Source organism: Wolbachia endosymbiont of Wuchereria bancrofti (assembly GCF_002204235.2).
Taxonomy (GTDB): domain Bacteria; phylum Pseudomonadota; class Alphaproteobacteria; order Rickettsiales; family Anaplasmataceae; genus Wolbachia.
In genome coordinates this window covers 22,895-39,633 of the sequence record NZ_NJBR02000022.1, presented here as the reverse complement: position 1 = coordinate 39,633, position 16,739 = coordinate 22,895, and the positions used below count along the sequence as shown (strand labels likewise).

Below are 16,739 nucleotides of genomic sequence, written 5' to 3'. Positions count from 1 at the left end.
TTCTGACTAATTAAATTTATTTAGTTCTTCATATACTTTCTTGATTATTATATCACTTCCTATTATTCTTTCCAACCCCCTTTTACTGGTTTCCTCTGCATACTCGAAAAAGTAGACCCACTTTTCGACTATACTTTCTAGTTGGTCTTCCTTCGTTTTGGGGAATTTTGGCAATTTAACAAATGTAGAATAAAAATCTTTCAAATCATGCTCATTTTGAATCGAGAAATTTAGAAAAAGCTATAATAAACTAACTAAGAAAGTATTAACAATAATAAATTATTTCTCACAAATATTCAATCTTATTTTTAACTTACAACTTTGAGTAGTTACCATTAACTTGATATACACGGCAAGAGGATATCAGCTATAACTATTGAAATTACATACGTCGATTGTTGTAAAACTACATAATTGCTCTGTAGGGCTGTGTCCTGTAATAATTACTATACCATTTTGCTCAGAGCGTATTGAAATTAAATTTAGCACTAATTCACACGTTGCACTATCAAGATTACAAAATGGTTCATCTACTAGCCAAACACTTGCATTAGAAACCAAGAGGCGAGCAAGCGCAACCCTCCTCTTCCAACCTGCAGAAAGTTTACCATATTTAATATTAAATACAGGCTGTAACTGCAAACAACAAATAGCAGCTATAATCAATTCCTTAGTATTTCGTATTCCTGCCCAGAATTCTATGTTTTGAGCAACAGTTAAGCCATCCTTACAGGCGTTTTTATGCCCTATATAGACCATAGAAGGTATATAAGATTTTAGGTCATCATATATATCTTTTTTACAATATCTTATATTACCCGATGCTGGTGGCAATAGCCCAGATAAACTTCTAATTAAGCTGGTTTTACCACTACCATTTGGACCGGTAATTAAGATCTTCGACTTTGGCTCAGCTTTAAAACTAAGATTTTTAAATAACACCTTGTTATTATGAACACAGGATAAATTTTCACATTCGAGCATGAACTATCTGCCTTTCCCTTTATGTTTACCATGAGTTGAAGCTTGAGCTTCTATAAATAGTTCCCAAAACCCTTTCCTACAACTTTCTCTTTTCATTAATTGTGCCAAACGCTGCATCAATCCACTATCTCGCATAACCATTTGTGTCCATTTACCTATTGGCTTTGCAATTTCAACTATTTTTGGATCCTCTTTGTAACCCTGTATACCATTTTGACTCTCACGTAGTATTTCCTGACGTTTTATCAGCTTTCTCTGCTTATCCTTTTGATATAATTCATTGAATTTCCTGCCTTCTTCCCATTCTTCTCCAAGAACTTTTTTAGGAAACATGATCTTTCTAATTCGATCCCTGTACATTTTTCTAAAAAAGAAAAACACCGCAGCTACAGCAAGCAATGTTATGCTATATATTATGATCTGCGCAAATGGCATTTTCCGTATTTAAATTTTAAAATACTTTTATTATTATATCACAATTATAGAAATTCTGCAAACTTCTGGGTGAGCAAAGACAGCACAAAGCAGTATTTCTCTACCTCGCAAATCGCCTAAATATACGACGAATGGACTTGTATACAATAAGGTTTATTTCTATACTTCTAAGAATTGCGTAGTGGAGGACGCACTGATATGAACTACTATAAAACCCACACGTGCAACGAATTAAGGAAGAACGATGTAGAAAAGGAAGTTACCCTTTCTGGGTGGATGTACCGCAAACGCGACCATGGGAATCTAATTTTTGTTGATTTAAGAGACTTTTATGGAATTACTCAGCTGGTATTCAATAATGACAAAGATTTTTTTTGTAAGATATCAGATCTAAAACCGGAGAGCGTAATTACTGTTACAGGAATAGTCAAAGCTAGAACTGAAGACACGATAAACATTTCTATTTCGACAGGAGAAATTGAGGTTATAGTCAACAACTTACAAATCGAGTCAGAAGTTGAGTTTCACCACAATGAAGAAATAGCAAAAGAAGAAAGGAGTATATTAGCAAGCATTGCAGATGATCAGGAATACCCAGAAAATATGAGATTTAAATATCGGTTTCTTGACTTAAGGCGTGAAAAAGTCCGCAACAATATTGTTCTGCGCTCACAAATCATTGCAGAGCTTCGCAAATTCATGATAGAGCAAGGATTTTTGGAAATTCAAACTCCAATACTTACTGCTTCGTCCCCTGAAGGAGCACGTGACTATTTAGTGCCAAGCAGGCTAAATCCTGGTAAGTTTTATGCATTGCCACAAGCTCCACAAATTTTTAAGCAGTTATTAATGATCTCAGGGTTTGATAAATACTTTCAAATTGCACCATGTTTTCGCGATGAAGATGCAAGGGCTGACCGTTCCCCAGGAGAGTTTTACCAGCTAGATCTTGAAATGTCTTTTGTAACTCAAGAGGACATATTTCAAGTTATTGAATCTACCTTATATAAAGTGTTTGCTAAATTTTCTCGCAAGTCTGTCGATAAAGGTTTTTCACGCATTACCTACAAAGAGGCAATGCTTAAATATGGCTCTGACAAGCCAGATTTGCGTAATCCACTATTAATTAGCGATGTTACAGAAATTTTTCGTGACTCAGAATTCAATACTTTTAAGAACAACATCGAACGTGGTATGGTAGTGAGAGCCATCCCTGCTCCTAAAACAGCAGAGGAACCTCGTAGTTTTTTTGATAAAAAGATAGAACACACACAAAAAGAATTTGGTGCTAAAGGTCTTGGATATATAACGTTTAATAAAGATGGTACTGCAAAAGGACCGATTGCTAAATTTCTTGACGACAATAGGCTAAATCACATAAGAGAAGCAACGAACATAAAGCCTGGAGACAGCGTGTTTTTTGCTTCTGACAAAGAAAATGAAGCAGCGACAATTGCAGGAAAAGTACGCACTCTCTTAGGGTCAGAACTAGGCCTTATAGATAACAATATCTTCAAGTTCTGTTGGGTTGTTGATTTTCCATACTTTGTGTATGACGATAAAAGTAAAAAAATCGATTTCTTTCATAACCCATTTTCCATGCCACACGGTGGTTTGAAAGATCTAGAGGAAAAAAATCCACTGGATATCCTTGCTTACCAATATGATCTTGTTTGCAATGGAACAGAACTATCAAGCGGGGCAATTCGCAATAACAAACTGGATATCATGTATAAGGCTTTTGCCACTGCAGGCTATAATAAAGAAGAAGTCAATAAGAAATTTGGTGCACTCGTGCGTGCATTTAGATTTGGAGTACCACCTCATGGTGGAATAGCACCAGGAATTGACAGAATAGTTATGTTGCTTGCCGATGCACCAAACATTCGTGAGGTAATCTGTTTTCCCATGAACCAGCAGGGTGAAGATGTTCTAATGGATGCCCCTTCTAAGGTGGATAATAAGCACTTACGTAAGTTGTCTTTAAAGGTTGTTGAATGAAAAATTCCACAACTAAGCATACCAATCAACAATATACTATAACAAATTAAAAATCATGAATAATATCCAAAAAGCAATACTATCAGGTATAATCTGCAATATGATTGTATGGTATGAATTAACTCTATTTGGAGTCTTAACACACATAATAAGCAATGTTTTCTTTCCTTCGGAAAGTGATTATTTAAGCACAATCAAATTTCTTGGCAGTTTTGCAGTCGGGTTTGGATTTAGGCCACTCGGTGCATTTATTTTTGGCTACATCGGAGATAAGCACGGCAGAAGGAAAGTTTTGCTAACTTCTGTAATATTAGTTTCGGTATCATCTACTGCAATTGCAGTCATACCAGATTTTAAAGAAATAGGAATACTCTCCCCTATATTGCTTCTGCTTTGTAGAATAGTACAAGGAACGGCAGCGGGTGGAGAAACAAGCATTAACTCAGCTTTTTTAATAGAACATTCAAGTGATAAAAAAGATCTAGGGTTTTTAGGTAGCATGAAAGCTTTCAGCGGCGCCCTTGGTTCCATTACATGCTTTTTAATGATAGCCATTGTTAAAAAATTTACAGGTGAAAATTATGAAATTTGGGGATGGAGGTTGCTTTTCTATTTCTGCTCTATTATGGGTGTAATAGGTTTTTTAACAAGATATATAATGGAAGAAAGCTTAGCGTACAAGACTCATGACCAAAATAAAAGCTTATCTAATTCTCCATTCTGGGAACTAATCAGGAGCTATAAAAAGGCATTTATGATAGCAATTGGGCTTGGTATCGCCCAAAATGCAATTGTCTACTCAGCAATCATGTTTTACAACATATCTGTAAAAGAACTTATCCTTTCAGGCATTGATATTAAAAATGTAGTAAGGATTACAGTTGAAATTACATTTGGGACATCTGCAGTGCTGTTCGCAATATTATCTGATAAAGTTGGAAGAAGAAATGTGATGATTCTTATATTAATAGCTTTAGCCTGCGCTGGGTTACCAGCGTTTTCGCTATTATCATATGACAATCACTATATTGTAACGCTCACTTTTCTATTAATAAGCATACCGATAGGTGCATCTTTTGGAATATATAATTCTCTTGTTTGCGAGTTACTTCCAACGAAAGTTAGGTGCACGGGCTTTAGCCTAGCACATAATATATCTGCAGGAATTTTTGGCGGAATTTCTCCATCTATATGTATGTGGCTTATAGAAAAAACTGAAACAGAGCTTGCAGCAGGTTTTTACCTTACCATGTGTGCATTGATTAGCTTAATATATGTATTGCAAATTAAAACCGAAGATAAAAAAGTCGATTGGTGAAGTTTTTTCACATAGTAATATAAATAGACTAGAAATTTTAAATAGCTAAAATTTTTACTCTAAACCTAGTAGTTTTTCCTTCTCCAAGGCACTGTAAGTATTTCATATCTAGCAGTCTTTTTATAATTTCCTCTACTGCTCTTGAAGGAAATCCTAGAGCTTCTATGGCATTTTTTCTACTAAATTCCTTATCTATAAGGCCAAGTGCCCATTCCCAGAAGAGCAATTGTTTTTGTGATAATAAATATTCAGTATTTTCTCCTTCAAGAATACAATGCGCTTCACCTGCTTGAGTTTTAAGTATGTTGAGAAAATATCAACTATGGGGAAATATCTTCTTTATTACTTTTCTAACTGCTTTATATTTTATTAAGCACTAAATAGTAATCAAGCTTGTTAGTTTCAATTATCTTTTCATGTGCACAGTAGACACAAAGCCATAATCCTACTGCAATAGTACTAAATTAGTTATTAATCTACTAGTTATACCATTCCCATCTTGAAGAGGATATATTGCCAAATATTCAAAAATAAAGTTAGCAACAATAATAAGAGGATGTTTAAAGTCTATTATTTAAGGACCAGTGATATCAATTAATAAACTCTTGTACTTCCTTTTTAACAAGACAAGAAGGTGCATGGTCAAAAACTATATCAACTATATTTTCATTCTGATTTTTTACCTCAACTCTATTAGGGCTTGTTTTATATTTTCCCCCTATGTATAGGTCCTTATCACTATAGAGTAGCATTTGGTTATTGACGTGCAATATTAATGACTTACTAATTGGAATATTCACATAATCATGAAATATTAGTTTAAGCATTTCTAAGTAGCCAGCAACTTTTTGCTCATCTCCATTTTTAAATTTTCTAATACGTAGGTTTTTATATAGATCCTCAACTTCTTTATCGGTTAGGCTGTTCCCTTCAATACGGTTAGAAGCACCAGAAGATATAACAATAACTGAGTGGACTAATCTTTCAATAGCGTGTGGTAGTGTTTTTTGTTGTTTACCAGCTATTTTTAACACCGTCAATTGCAGTAATCAACTCATATGCTTGCTCATTACAGGTGCCCCTAGACTAAGGTGCATACTAAGATGAAAATTTTTTTCAGTCCATATTTTTCTCACATGCATATTATGTGAGATTATGTGACAAAAGTCAACGGAAAAGGGGGGATTCGAACCCCCGACATATTTCATATGTGCACGCTTTCCAAGCGTGTGCTTTAGACCACTCAGCCACCTTTCCACACTACTTATAATAGTGAAAATTATGCCGCTGAACAAGTTTAGCTGTAAAAACTAGGTATATAAGGTTTACCATGAAAAATTTACAGCATTGTTAAATCTGCTTTTGCACGTTGAAAATGTTTTATCGCAATCTGTAAGTATCGAACATTTATCATCAGCAAAAATTTGGTATGTAGGCAGAGCAAACAATGTAACTACTTTATTTCTATACTCTTTTATCGCACCTTCAAATGCTGTATATGCTGCTGAGCCAAAAAATTTCACTATTCTATGCTTATAACACCCACTGTTCTCAGTTAAACTAGTGTCTTCAAATCTTTTTTCGTCTATCACTTTAGTAATCGTACTTACTCTGCTAAATCTCCTAGCATCAGCCTCACAGCTACTATCACAAAATTGCGTTCTGCACATAAGAGAATATAACTTTGCTATGTTCCCTCTCAAGCTTTGCTGAGAATCCTCTATTTCAACGACAAACCCCCCACTGTCTAATGTTACTTTATCAAAAGTTCCGAATGTAGATTCATTTCCCTTGACTCACATCTTTGTAATTTACAAGAAATATCTCAATATTTGCAAAGTCGTACTTTCCTGATAAAACTCTCCTTCCTTAATATCGCCACCACTTAATATTCCTCCATTCCCAGGTTATCAGTCTTTAAGTCACTGTTTAATACTATACTACTGGTTGTGAATCCACTTGAAGATTTATAGAGTATATTTCTGATATTTAAACCCTCATCATAACTAGTGAACCTAATTACTTTTTCACCAACAAGCGTCAATTTCCAGCACTTAGCGATGGTAAGTAACCCTCTAGCTAAATGTTTTTTTAATGTGGGTTGCATAGCTACCCCCTGTTTTCATATGAAAAAATTACACCAACGAGCTTATTGTTATTTTCCAGATTCCAACATCATCTACCTTGATAAAAAAACACATTAGAATAGCAACTCACAACTGCTAAAAAGAGCTGTTAAGATGATAAAACTGTTACACTTCCTGAATTAGCACTCCTAATACCTAAACGACGTTATAGCTTAGTTCATGGTTATTGACTAACTCTGGCCTAGTGCTCGATTTGTTGCAGCATGGAACAAGATTTACTATTTCTCAACCCTCCATCAAAATCCACTGTTATATCCATGATATCGTTACTTTCATTTTAACCTATTGTACATATATTGAAAAATTTTCAATACAAATAACCCTGAAAGCCTAAGTAGATGACACTGGAAATACACACCACAGCTGTGGTGTGTATTATTCAATTAGAAAGAAAACTTCATACCAGTAAGGAAGAGAACCCCTTGATTAGAAGGTGCTATGCCTGAACTATCTTTTTTTGTAATCTTATACCCACCACCTTGCTTCTCATCAGTTTTAAAATAATGGAGAGATGCATAAGGAACAAACTTGCCCTTACTGCAAGCAGGAGAGAGATCATACTGAATACCAAATGCAACATCGTGAAGCTTATCTCCATCACTCATCTTACTACCAAAGTATGTCAAGCTTATGTAGAAATTCTCATGTTGATAACCAGCTCCTGCAGTCCAATACATAGTATTTTTATCATCTCCTTTAAATTGATCTTCGAGTTCTTTCACTCTCTTGTCATCATCAGTAACACCTTTACCATCAATTTTTTGATAGACATTACCAACCAATTTTTCAATACCCTTTGGTTGACCAGATTTGCCCAAATATGCAAAGGAGGCAGCAAATTTTACACCTTGATCTTCATTAATATTACAGTCAGCACTTATACCTAAATTAACACCCATCAGATCATTATACTTCACATATTCCTTATAAGCATACTTAGTACTATCTGGTTCTTTTGCTTGACCATATTCACCAACTGCAGCAACTTTAACTTTTACCTTACGTTCGCTAAAGTCATATTCATATGATGCACCAGCACTTACTATGTGCTCATAGTCTGGACCAACATGTTTTATGTTATCACCATCCTTTATAACAAACAAATTACTGTCATAGCGAGGTGAGTAGCTAACACCAAATCTTGCCTCCATATAATTTGGCGAGTAGTAAGCAAACCTAAATGGTAATGTAGTCATAACGTTTTTATGATATTTCCCTGCCATACGGAAAGAAAGTTTTTCACTTTCGCTTGAGAAACTTTCAGTGTAAAGACGTGGTGTTACGTAAAATGGAAAGCTTGCAGCACTTCCTTCCAAGTTCACTTTTCTGAACCAGTCACTATCTGCAGCTCCGTCAATAGTTGCAATCCTTGTTGCATCAAGCCTCATTAGAGCCTCAGGACCAAACTGATAACCAAGTTTCAAGTCACCATATCTTGAACTCAAAAACACATGTGCACTTCTACCCCTTGTAGCACGAACACCCTGTGAAGCCCCTTTGCCTTCTGTTACTGGAACTTGGAATTGCACATCAGCACCATAAAGAAGACCTTTATCTTCATTTTTATCTTCTGCTCTTAAATGTAATATTGCATCTGCAATCATATCTATGTCTTCGCTATAATCACCAATATTTCCTATTCCGCTAGGAAATATTGGATTTGCTCCTTTTACCTTGTCCGAAATATCCTCATAGTAACCTGTAGATTTGCCCGACATAACATTATAATGTTTATAATCTTCACCACCTGGTCCAGCTTTACTATAACCTTGAGCATCAACAACACCACCAAAAGTTATTTTCAAACCGCTTGTTCCTTGGTTAGCGTCAATAACATCAACGCCACCGACCAAGGTAACAGGGTTTGTTTTACCTTTTTTTTCTGCATTTTGACCAATAATTTTTACATCTTTCTTAAAATTCTTCCTTACATCTCTAGCTTTCTGAGTTTCCGTACCCCTAGTCTTTGAACTCTCTACATTAGAGTTCTTAGCATTTAAAGGTTTTGCTTTCTTTTCATTTGCTAGCTTCGTCTCCTTTCTTTTCTTTTCAGCTAGTTCCTCTTTCTTTTTCTCAGCTGCTAACTTGAGCTCCTCTTTCTTCTTAAGCTCTTCAGCTTTTTTTCTTGGATCAGCATTACATATCCTGTCCATTTTCTCTTTTAGCCTTTTGTTTGATGTCTTCATAACTTCCATTTTTTCAGAAGTTGTGATTGACTCTATGTTCTCTTGCTTTTTTACTCCCTTCATACTTTCATTAAAAGAGTCAGCAGCAAAACCGCTGAAAGAACATAAAGTTAATAAAGAAGCTAGAGCAGTTCTAGTGTAAGTAAATTTTTTCATGAAGTGCCCCCAAAAAATTTCAAATCATTATCTTAAATGTAAATAGTACAAAAACGTTGAAAACTCAACTTAAAGCAACCTTATAGCTAAAACAAAAACAAAATGCAATACCTCAAAAACAACTTTTTTAATATCTCCAATATGCACGTTAACTAAAATTTAGCATAGAGGTTTTTCACTTGTCGCTCATGTTATAACCCCAATATTCATTCCATGGAAGTAAAATTTTTCTACGATTAGGCAATAAAATATTTTATTATCTACTAAAACAGTAATAATAGTTACTGACAGCAATACCAATTTATAGTATAGTTAAGTAATATTGTTTAGTTCTAAATGTATGGATTTTAGTTTCTTACACAATTGATTTAGTACTGCAGGCAGTACAAATTCAAAAAATAACGATGGGATCATAGAATCTATAATAGAAGATGACGATGAATTTGAGATTATTGATGAATTTATAAGTCTTCGTGATTTAAATGAAATATATTCTTTATCTTCTTCTTACCAAATAGGTGAAAGTATTGTAGAAATTGCAGGGTTCAATAAAGAGAAATCATTGAAATGAGTAATTTTTGTAAAATAAGTTACGGTAATAACGATGATCAATTAAGTGAAAAAAGTTATAAAGCTTCAGTTTGTAATGATGATCTTTTTAATGGAAATGAGGAAGACTTTGTAATCCTTGAAAATGAAAAAATGTATAAAACTAAAGCTGAATTTGAAAGTTAAGGTTACAAAATTATCTAACTTAGTAATAGCTTTAAAAAAGACGTTGGTCATGTTTTTATAAAGATAATGAATAACTATAGCTTATCAACGGCACTCGTTTAAAATATGGCCTATGAAGCTTAAATGATGTAATTACTGATCTAAATGGATCTTTTAATTACTCCAGAACTTCTACATAAAGATGGGAGAATTCACCGCGGTTTTTACAACTCATTTATAGTTCATGGCCATAATCTTTATGGCGTTTTAAAAATCTCATGCCAAAAAGCAAGGATCAAAAATTAAAGATTTTAAAATTAATCTTACAGGCTACAGTATGGAAGGGGCTGTTACCAAGATAGCCGCACGTTGCAACTTTTGGTAACCCAAGGTTTTTTGACTTTACTGCTAGTGAATTTTATAATAAAGTTCTTCAGGATAAAACCATTAGAATAACCCAACACAGACAAGGTCCAGTGCTAGAGTGTCATCTGGTCTCCTTGGCTACGCTTATGTAGGTGTACAACTAAGAGTATCAGCATCAGAAGAGTACCATATTTATACAATAGATGGTCATGAAGCTATCTATAGAACAGACAAGAGTAATTCCAGTCAAATAATGAAGTATCTCTTTTCTACTATCCTATTAGATACTAAGCATGTTAACTCTAAGGTTCTTGGCAATGCCCAATACTATGCTGCCAATACATGAAGTTATATTTCAGGTGGATCGAATTTTTTTGAGGAAGTAAAAAACAAATATAAAACTTCTTTTCAGATTGAGTAAGTAAAAGTCAAGCAACATGAAAACTCTTCATCTATTGCAATAGGTTGATAGCTATTATTAAGGAGCTATCTAATAATTGCTTCGTATGCTTGTGTTCATTTAAACTCAACACAAAACCTTCCACCACAAGTTATTTCCCACTCCTCTTTAAATTTTTTTAGGTGCGCTTTTTTTTCACATTCCAAAAGCAGCTCTTCTATATTTTTGTTGTAGCTTTGAGTAGTGATTCTCCCTTGATGATGCATAAATCTCAAGTAAATCAAATAAGTGTTAACTACGTCTGTTTCACAATAATCTCGAATTTCCTGTATTCTACCACTATCATACAAATCCACAACTTGCGACCCATCAACTCCAATTTTACCAGGAAGATTAAACGCTGCACAAACTTCATTCATTTTTACTCTAGCAAAGGCTCCAAAATCAGAGAGAGATTCAAGCAAATCACAATGCCAATTACTACTATATCTTTGATTGTAGCTATTCCACTTATCGCCAGCTTTATGAAAATATTCCGCTTGAATGTCATGGACCATAGCACGATATTTTAGCACCGGTATGTCAAAAGTGCGTCCATTAAAAGAAATTAGCCTTGGCTTTTTCTCCGATACGTAGTTAAAAAATCCTTTTACCAGTTCCTTTTCACTGGAATCTAGCGTGCCTTCAGATCTAATTTCCTGAAGGGTGAATACCTCATAACTACTTTGATAAATTACACTACAAAGTAAAAAACTGATAACTATAACTTGGTGGAAGGGCTGACGCAGAAAAGGGTTTTGTCCGTTTGTTATTTCAAGATGATATTTTGTTAATGCGTTTCTCCTCTCTTTTACGCTAGTATCATCACTAATATTGAGCAAATTCCTGCAGGAGTTTACATCTGGTATAGTCTCAATATCAAATACCAACAAAGAATTAAACATCGTCTATATACTCCTCTGGGCAATCAGTCCAAGGTCGCACTTTCACAAACAAAAACAGATGAACTTTACGCTCAAACAACTTTTCTAATTCAATACGCGCTTCGATGCCAATTTTTTTAATATTACTTCCACCCTTCCCTAGCACTATTTTTTTATGACTATCTTTCAGCACGAATATTACCTGTTTTATGACCAAACTTTCATCTTTTTTCTCTTCAAATTGTTCAGTTATGACAGCTGTAGAATATGGCAATTCCTCACGCAAATTCAAGAACAATTTTTCTCTTGTGATTTCCGCTGACAAAAAATTCGTCGAGGAATCGGTTACCTGATCTTCCCCATAAAACCAAGGACTTACCGGTGCAACTTCAGATAAGTAATCCATCAGATCAGAAAGTCCATCACTCTTTAATGCTGATATTGTAAAAATTTTTTTTAATTTATAAAGCAAATCCAGATGTTTATACGTCATCTTTAGCTCAGGTTTTTTTACCAGATCAATTTTATTGATGACAAAAATGCACTTCGTTTTCGTGTGCTGCAGCCGTGTGAATATGGTTTTGATTCTTTCTATGTTTTTTAAATAACTACTCGCATCAACAAGCAACAAAATGACGTCATCGCCCTTGATTGCCGACCACGCAGATTTGACCAGAGCTTTCTCAAGTTTTGTTTCTGCCGAAAATATCCCTGGAGAGTCAGTAAATATAATTTGTGTCTCATTATATATTGCAATACCCCTTGTCTGCGTTCTCGTTGTTTGCACTTTGGGAGTAACGATTGCAATTTTCTTACCAGTGATGCTGTTAATTAGTGTGGACTTCCCTGCATTTGGTAAACCTGCTATGGTGACAAATAAGCATTTTTGTTCTTTCACAAAGGGGATTGTAAAGAAAACTGTATTCTAGTGTCAAGCATGACAATAAGGAAAATTCTAAAATAACAAACTTCAAGAAGATCTTATATAAAATCTGACATTTATGGAAATAATACCTTTTTCATGCATCTTATGAATTTCATAATCAACGTAGAGTGATATGGCAGATAATTTATATCTTTATAAGGGGTCAGTAAAAACCACAGAAATGACATTAAATCTGAATGAAGCTAAAATTATAGTTTATGAAGATGGTGGAGGTAACAAATATACCTTAGATGCTTCAGGTATTTCTACTCTAACTAATATTGATGATATCAAGTTAAGCGATCTGCTAGAAGGAAAGGTAAAATTTATATACCAAAAAAAAAGATAGTAGCGCAATCCAAATAAAAGGCCTTGGTAATATTATAAGTACATTACTTACTACACAAAAAGCTGTAGATGGTGAATCAATCCTTGCAGAAGAAGTATCAAAAAAGCCTGTTGTAGATACTATACTTAAAGCAACAGATCTCGTTAATTTGAATAAAAACATTGTTGAAACTGAACTAGAAGACAAGTTTGTTAAAAAAGACGCTTCCAATCTGACAGATGCAGTAAACCAAAAAGCTTTTGCAGAGAAAATACTTCCTGCAAAAGACGGCCAAAAATCAATCTTAGTGGAAAAACTTGGTGGACTCCTTGGTGAACCTGGTGCAGTGTACGGCGACAGTAATCTCAAAATAACAGCTAAGGATTTCTTAGCCGAAAAAGCTTCACTTGTCAAAACTGATGGTTCAAACATTGCAGCTCAAACAGACAAAGGAAAAGCTTTAGTAGAAGCAATACTTAATGCAAAAGAACCCATTAGCAATAAAGAGGTAAAGATAGTTGAAACTGAATTAGCTAAGACGTTTGTTAAAATCGCTGATCTTGAAACACCAGCTGTAGCAGGAAAAGTACTTGATGCAAAAGACGGCCAAAAATCAATCCTAGTGGAAAAATTTGGTAAATTTCTTGATACCACTAGTACAGAGTATAGCGATCAAACAGCAAAGGTTTTCCTAGGTGAAAAAGGAACGAAACCAACAGCTGAAGAAGTAGTTACTAAACTACTTGCTAATAACAAAAAAGATTTAACTGATGAAGTTGCACAGAATCCAGGTTTGCGCGCTGCTGTAACAAGTAACTCAGGGTTACGAGGCACGGTGATAGATAATTTGAAAGGTAACACAGATTTTAAAACTGATATTACAATCCAGGTTGATGCTAAAGACCCAGCACTTCAAGGCTTTGTGAGAGAAATAATATTATAACCGTCTTTTGAGATTCCAACAAGTGATGATGTTCCACTTTCTTGGGATTGGATTTAAGATACTTGGATAACATTCCACCATGTTATTCCTGTACTTTTCTTGTTATTTCAGCGTGCGAAGCTGGAATCTAGTCGATTTTGCCCTCGTGTTTGATATAGATTCCAGGATAATAGAAGCAAACCTTCGTTAGTTATAAATTCCAGTGTCATGCACTGGGATTTACCCTCTTGGCAGGGCCAAATCGCAATGCTTATACAGTCCAGCTACCTTCATGGCACTAACCTTTGCCATTCCAATGCCACTAAGATTTATGTATTCTTTCCTGGTCATGTGCTGGAATGACACCTTATTTTCCTACCATTCCAGTGCGTGGTACTGAGATTTTAATTTTATATTATGATTTCCTCATAATATAAATTAGCCCAATATGGATTTCTTTTCACAATCAAACCAATTTTCCATTCTCTTTTCTAGCTTTTAGTAGTTTTTCTCTATTAAAAGCCAATTTTACGTCTTGAAATTTCTTAAAGCAAACTAACTTTTGCACATTATGTTTCAATATAAAGCTAAGAATGACCTTGTTCTTATGTTCCCAAACCTGTTTAACTAAATTTGACATGACACCTATATATAGAGCTCTATTGTGTTTACTTGCAAGCATACAAATATAATAACTTTTCATATATAGTAAATAAATTTAATATTTTCTACCATCCCATGGTTTTCCAGTATGAGAAGCCAATGCTACACACTGAGGTATCGGCAGCCTTTATTTCACACCGTAAGAATCGCGGTATCTCTCAGCTGCTAACAAGCAGCGTAATGACGGTAGCTACAAATATTAAGAAATTTACTAAATAAAAAAAAGCAAAAGATGCTCCATGGTAGATAGTGTTTACTCTCTAATCCGCAAATTGGCATATTATACTGCCTTAAACGCTTTACAAGCGAGTTTTAGCTTATATAGGTAAAAACCTAGAAATGTTATGAAGACATAAGGTACATATAGTGCAAAAAATAAAACACAAGACGCCAACTATGTAATACTTTGTCATTTTAATCTGCACAGATTGAAGATAACTGAATACCTTCAGCATCATGATTAATAAGAGAATTAGCGAGGTTTATCAAGTGGTTTTATTTAATCTACAGCATAGTATCTACTTAAATTTTGATATTGTTTGAAAAGCTTTTTTTACCTCTTTTTTAATAAAAGCACTACAATCTGTCTTTCAGTATTCTTGTTTTACAATCAACTTCTTTTTCACCACTCTTTGACTTTATGTTAGGAGAATAGGCAGGATTTTTAAAGTTACATATTGGCTTTCCCTCAATTATTTTTTCAGAGCTTCTTACCTTGTCTACTCCCCATTTTCCTGCATCTAGTGTTTTATCTTTTACCTAATTGAGTGTATCATAACCTACATTCAATGCTCTTGCTACTCCTTGTAATAAGCTTGCCATTTGATATAGAATCAAACAATTACAAGACCGATAGCGACTGCACCACCAATTGGTTCTCTGAGGAGAAAGCCAACTGCAATAACACTAATTCTTATTGCAATAATGCCAGCTTCGACCAAAGATTTCTCTAAACGGTCTGGTTGTATACTTTCTTTTTTACTTTTCCTCTGTTGGCGTTGTTTTTCATGGCAGATAGTTTAGTATTTTACTTTTTAGGTCGAGTTGTTCACCTTTTTCTTCAGTTTTTTTGACCATTTTGAGCCTCACTCACTACTGGTATAATGACTATGATAAAAGTAGAGTACTAATTATCGATTAATACCAGTTTTTGTTTTAATGTAATATCTATAGGCTGAGCTAAAACAATTGTTGCGCAAGAAGCTTATTGAAAAAAAGTAATAAAAAAGTAGAATAGATTAAATCGCAGTTGTATATTAAAAGAAACTATGAGCAATAGAAAGGATTTGCTAAGTGTTCTAGATTTCACGGTCAACGATGTGGGGAATATAATTGAATTGGCTGGACAATACCTGGAAAATAAGGCTGCAAATGGTCGTATCTTAAAAAATAAAACAGTAATAAATTTATTCTTTGAGGATTCAACACGTACGCTTACATCTTTTGAAATGGCAGCCAAAAGCCTTGGAGCAAACGTTGTAACTTTGCCAGTAAAATCTTCTTCTATTAATAAAGGGGAGGATTTGACGGATATGATAAAAACGTTAAATGCAATGAATCCTGACTATATAGTAGTTAGGCAAAAAAGCAGCGGCATTGTGAACATGCTGGCTAAGCATGTTAGCTGTTTGCTAATTAATGCAGGTGATGGAAGCAGTGAACACCCAACTCAGGCTCTTGCAGATTATTTTGTAATCAGTAGTCATAAAAAGCAAATAAAAAATCTCAAAATTGTTATATGTGGAGATATTTTGCACAGTAGAGTTGCAAGATCAAATATAAGATTGCTAAAAATGTTTGGAGCAAAAATATGCTTGGTTGCACCGCCAACTTTAATTTGCAAACATTTTCCTGAGGTAGATTCAATCTATTATTCATTAATTGAGGGTATAAAAGATGCCGATGTAATTATGCTTCTGAGATTACAGAAAGAGCGCATGAATAGTGGTTGTTTTATTCCTTCGAATAGGGAATATTTCTATTTGTATGGGCTTGATTCACAAAAGTTGTTATGTGCAAAACCAAATGCAATTGTTATGCACCCAGGGCCAATAAATAGAGGGATTGAAATTAGCAGTGATATAATAGATCATATTATTTTACAACAGGTGGAATTTGGATTGGCAATACGCAAAGCAGTGCTGCACTATTATAGGCCTTGCTAGTATCAAAAAAAGTGTGTGGTTTTATAATAATTATATCTAATCTAACATAGTAAACTTCATATACATTAAAGAGCTACTGCATTCAAGCAGCAACTCTTTATGTGTT

Annotated in this window: 17 protein-coding genes, 1 tRNA gene and 1 pseudogene; 6 read left to right on the top strand and 13 right to left on the bottom strand. The window is 34.4% G+C overall.

Translation table 11 applies throughout. The annotated features are described in order from the left end of the window. Positions 1 to 9: 9 nt before the first annotated feature. The 3 genes and pseudogenes from CCY16_RS01310 to CCY16_RS01300 form a co-directional block, all read right to left on the bottom strand. A pseudogene (locus CCY16_RS01310) lies at positions 10 to 216 on the bottom strand (Rpn family recombination-promoting nuclease/putative transposase); the annotation flags it as partial. A gap of 147 nt (positions 217 to 363) precedes the next feature. After that, positions 364 to 984: a heme ABC exporter ATP-binding protein CcmA gene (gene ccmA / locus CCY16_RS01305; RefSeq protein ID WP_088414358.1), complete on the bottom strand. Its 621-nt coding sequence runs from the start codon at positions 982 to 984 to the stop codon at positions 364 to 366. Positions 985 to 987: 3 nt separating this feature from the next. Beyond that, positions 988 to 1,419, bottom strand: coding sequence for a hypothetical protein (locus CCY16_RS01300; protein ID WP_088414356.1), 432 nt, complete (start codon positions 1,417 to 1,419; stop codon positions 988 to 990). Between the two features lie 198 nt (positions 1,420 to 1,617). On the opposite strand from CCY16_RS01300, the gene aspS reads away from it, so the two are divergent. Together aspS and CCY16_RS01290 are read left to right on the top strand one after the other, a co-directional pair. After that, on the top strand, positions 1,618 to 3,420 hold the full coding sequence (gene aspS, locus CCY16_RS01295; RefSeq protein ID WP_088414362.1) for an aspartate--tRNA ligase: 1,803 nt from the start codon (positions 1,618 to 1,620) through the stop codon (positions 3,418 to 3,420). Between the two features lie 55 nt (positions 3,421 to 3,475). Continuing rightward, positions 3,476 to 4,738, top strand: a complete 1,263-nt coding sequence (locus tag CCY16_RS01290) for an MFS transporter (protein ID WP_088414354.1) — start codon at positions 3,476 to 3,478, stop codon at positions 4,736 to 4,738. A 37-nt stretch (positions 4,739 to 4,775) separates the two neighbouring features. On the opposite strand, the gene CCY16_RS06000 is transcribed toward CCY16_RS01290, so the two are convergent. The 7 genes from CCY16_RS06000 to CCY16_RS01270 form a co-directional block, all read right to left on the bottom strand. Beyond that, on the bottom strand, positions 4,776 to 4,964 hold the full coding sequence (locus tag CCY16_RS06000) for a hypothetical protein (protein WP_245800693.1): 189 nt from the start codon (positions 4,962 to 4,964) through the stop codon (positions 4,776 to 4,778). Between the two features lie 219 nt (positions 4,965 to 5,183). Further along, positions 5,184 to 5,258 (bottom strand): hypothetical protein, encoded by a 75-nt coding sequence (locus CCY16_RS05995; RefSeq protein ID WP_245800696.1) that lies wholly within the window; start codon positions 5,256 to 5,258, stop codon positions 5,184 to 5,186. A 70-nt stretch (positions 5,259 to 5,328) separates the two neighbouring features. Continuing rightward, the gene (locus CCY16_RS05990; RefSeq protein WP_245800692.1) at positions 5,329 to 5,772 is read right to left on the bottom strand and encodes a Fic family protein; all 444 of its coding nucleotides are present in this window, start codon (positions 5,770 to 5,772) and stop codon (positions 5,329 to 5,331) included. 137 nt (positions 5,773 to 5,909) lie between these two features. Next, positions 5,910 to 5,995, bottom strand: a tRNA-Ser gene (locus tag CCY16_RS01280). Positions 5,996 to 6,063: 68 nt separating this feature from the next. Further along, on the bottom strand, positions 6,064 to 6,462 hold the full coding sequence (locus tag CCY16_RS05985; RefSeq protein ID WP_245800695.1) for a phage BR0599 family protein: 399 nt from the start codon (positions 6,460 to 6,462) through the stop codon (positions 6,064 to 6,066). 161 nt (positions 6,463 to 6,623) lie between these two features. Continuing rightward, complete coding sequence (locus CCY16_RS05980; RefSeq protein WP_245800691.1) at positions 6,624 to 6,845, bottom strand: baseplate hub domain-containing protein; 222 nt, start codon at positions 6,843 to 6,845, stop codon at positions 6,624 to 6,626. 423 nt (positions 6,846 to 7,268) lie between these two features. Beyond that, positions 7,269 to 9,227 carry a WD0745 family porin gene (locus CCY16_RS01270; protein WP_088414352.1) on the bottom strand — a complete coding sequence of 653 codons (1,959 nt, stop codon included), beginning with the start codon at positions 9,225 to 9,227 and terminating at the stop codon, positions 7,269 to 7,271. A 567-nt stretch (positions 9,228 to 9,794) separates the two neighbouring features. Here CCY16_RS01270 and CCY16_RS05975 point away from each other — a divergent pair. Beyond that, positions 9,795 to 9,962 (top strand): hypothetical protein, encoded by a 168-nt coding sequence (locus CCY16_RS05975; protein ID WP_245800690.1) that lies wholly within the window; start codon positions 9,795 to 9,797, stop codon positions 9,960 to 9,962. A gap of 861 nt (positions 9,963 to 10,823) precedes the next feature. On the opposite strand, the gene CCY16_RS01260 is transcribed toward CCY16_RS05975, so the two are convergent. Beyond that, entirely contained in the window at positions 10,824 to 11,651 is an 828-nt protein-coding gene (locus tag CCY16_RS01260) for a 3'-5' exonuclease (protein ID WP_088414350.1), read from the bottom strand. Then, positions 11,644 to 12,528: a GTPase Era gene (era, locus tag CCY16_RS01255; RefSeq protein ID WP_088414348.1), complete on the bottom strand. Its 885-nt coding sequence runs from the start codon at positions 12,526 to 12,528 to the stop codon at positions 11,644 to 11,646. Before era ends, CCY16_RS01260 begins: the two co-directional genes overlap by 8 nt. Positions 12,529 to 12,688: 160 nt before the next feature. Here era and CCY16_RS01250 point away from each other — a divergent pair, with 160 nt between their 5' ends. Both CCY16_RS01250 and CCY16_RS01245 read left to right on the top strand, forming a co-directional pair. After that, on the top strand, positions 12,689 to 12,904 hold the full coding sequence (locus CCY16_RS01250; protein ID WP_088414346.1) for a hypothetical protein: 216 nt from the start codon (positions 12,689 to 12,691) through the stop codon (positions 12,902 to 12,904). A gap of 148 nt (positions 12,905 to 13,052) precedes the next feature. Beyond that, positions 13,053 to 13,826, top strand: coding sequence for a hypothetical protein (locus CCY16_RS01245; RefSeq protein WP_088414344.1), 774 nt, complete (start codon positions 13,053 to 13,055; stop codon positions 13,824 to 13,826). A gap of 445 nt (positions 13,827 to 14,271) precedes the next feature. On the opposite strand, the gene CCY16_RS01240 is transcribed toward CCY16_RS01245, so the two are convergent. Next, the gene (locus CCY16_RS01240; RefSeq protein WP_245800689.1) at positions 14,272 to 14,487 is read right to left on the bottom strand and encodes a GIY-YIG nuclease family protein; all 216 of its coding nucleotides are present in this window, start codon (positions 14,485 to 14,487) and stop codon (positions 14,272 to 14,274) included. Between the two features lie 1,249 nt (positions 14,488 to 15,736). Between CCY16_RS01240 and CCY16_RS01235 the strand changes: the two genes are divergently transcribed. Further along, positions 15,737 to 16,633, top strand: a complete 897-nt coding sequence (locus CCY16_RS01235) for an aspartate carbamoyltransferase catalytic subunit (protein ID WP_088414342.1) — start codon at positions 15,737 to 15,739, stop codon at positions 16,631 to 16,633. Positions 16,634 to 16,739 lie beyond the last annotated feature (106 nt).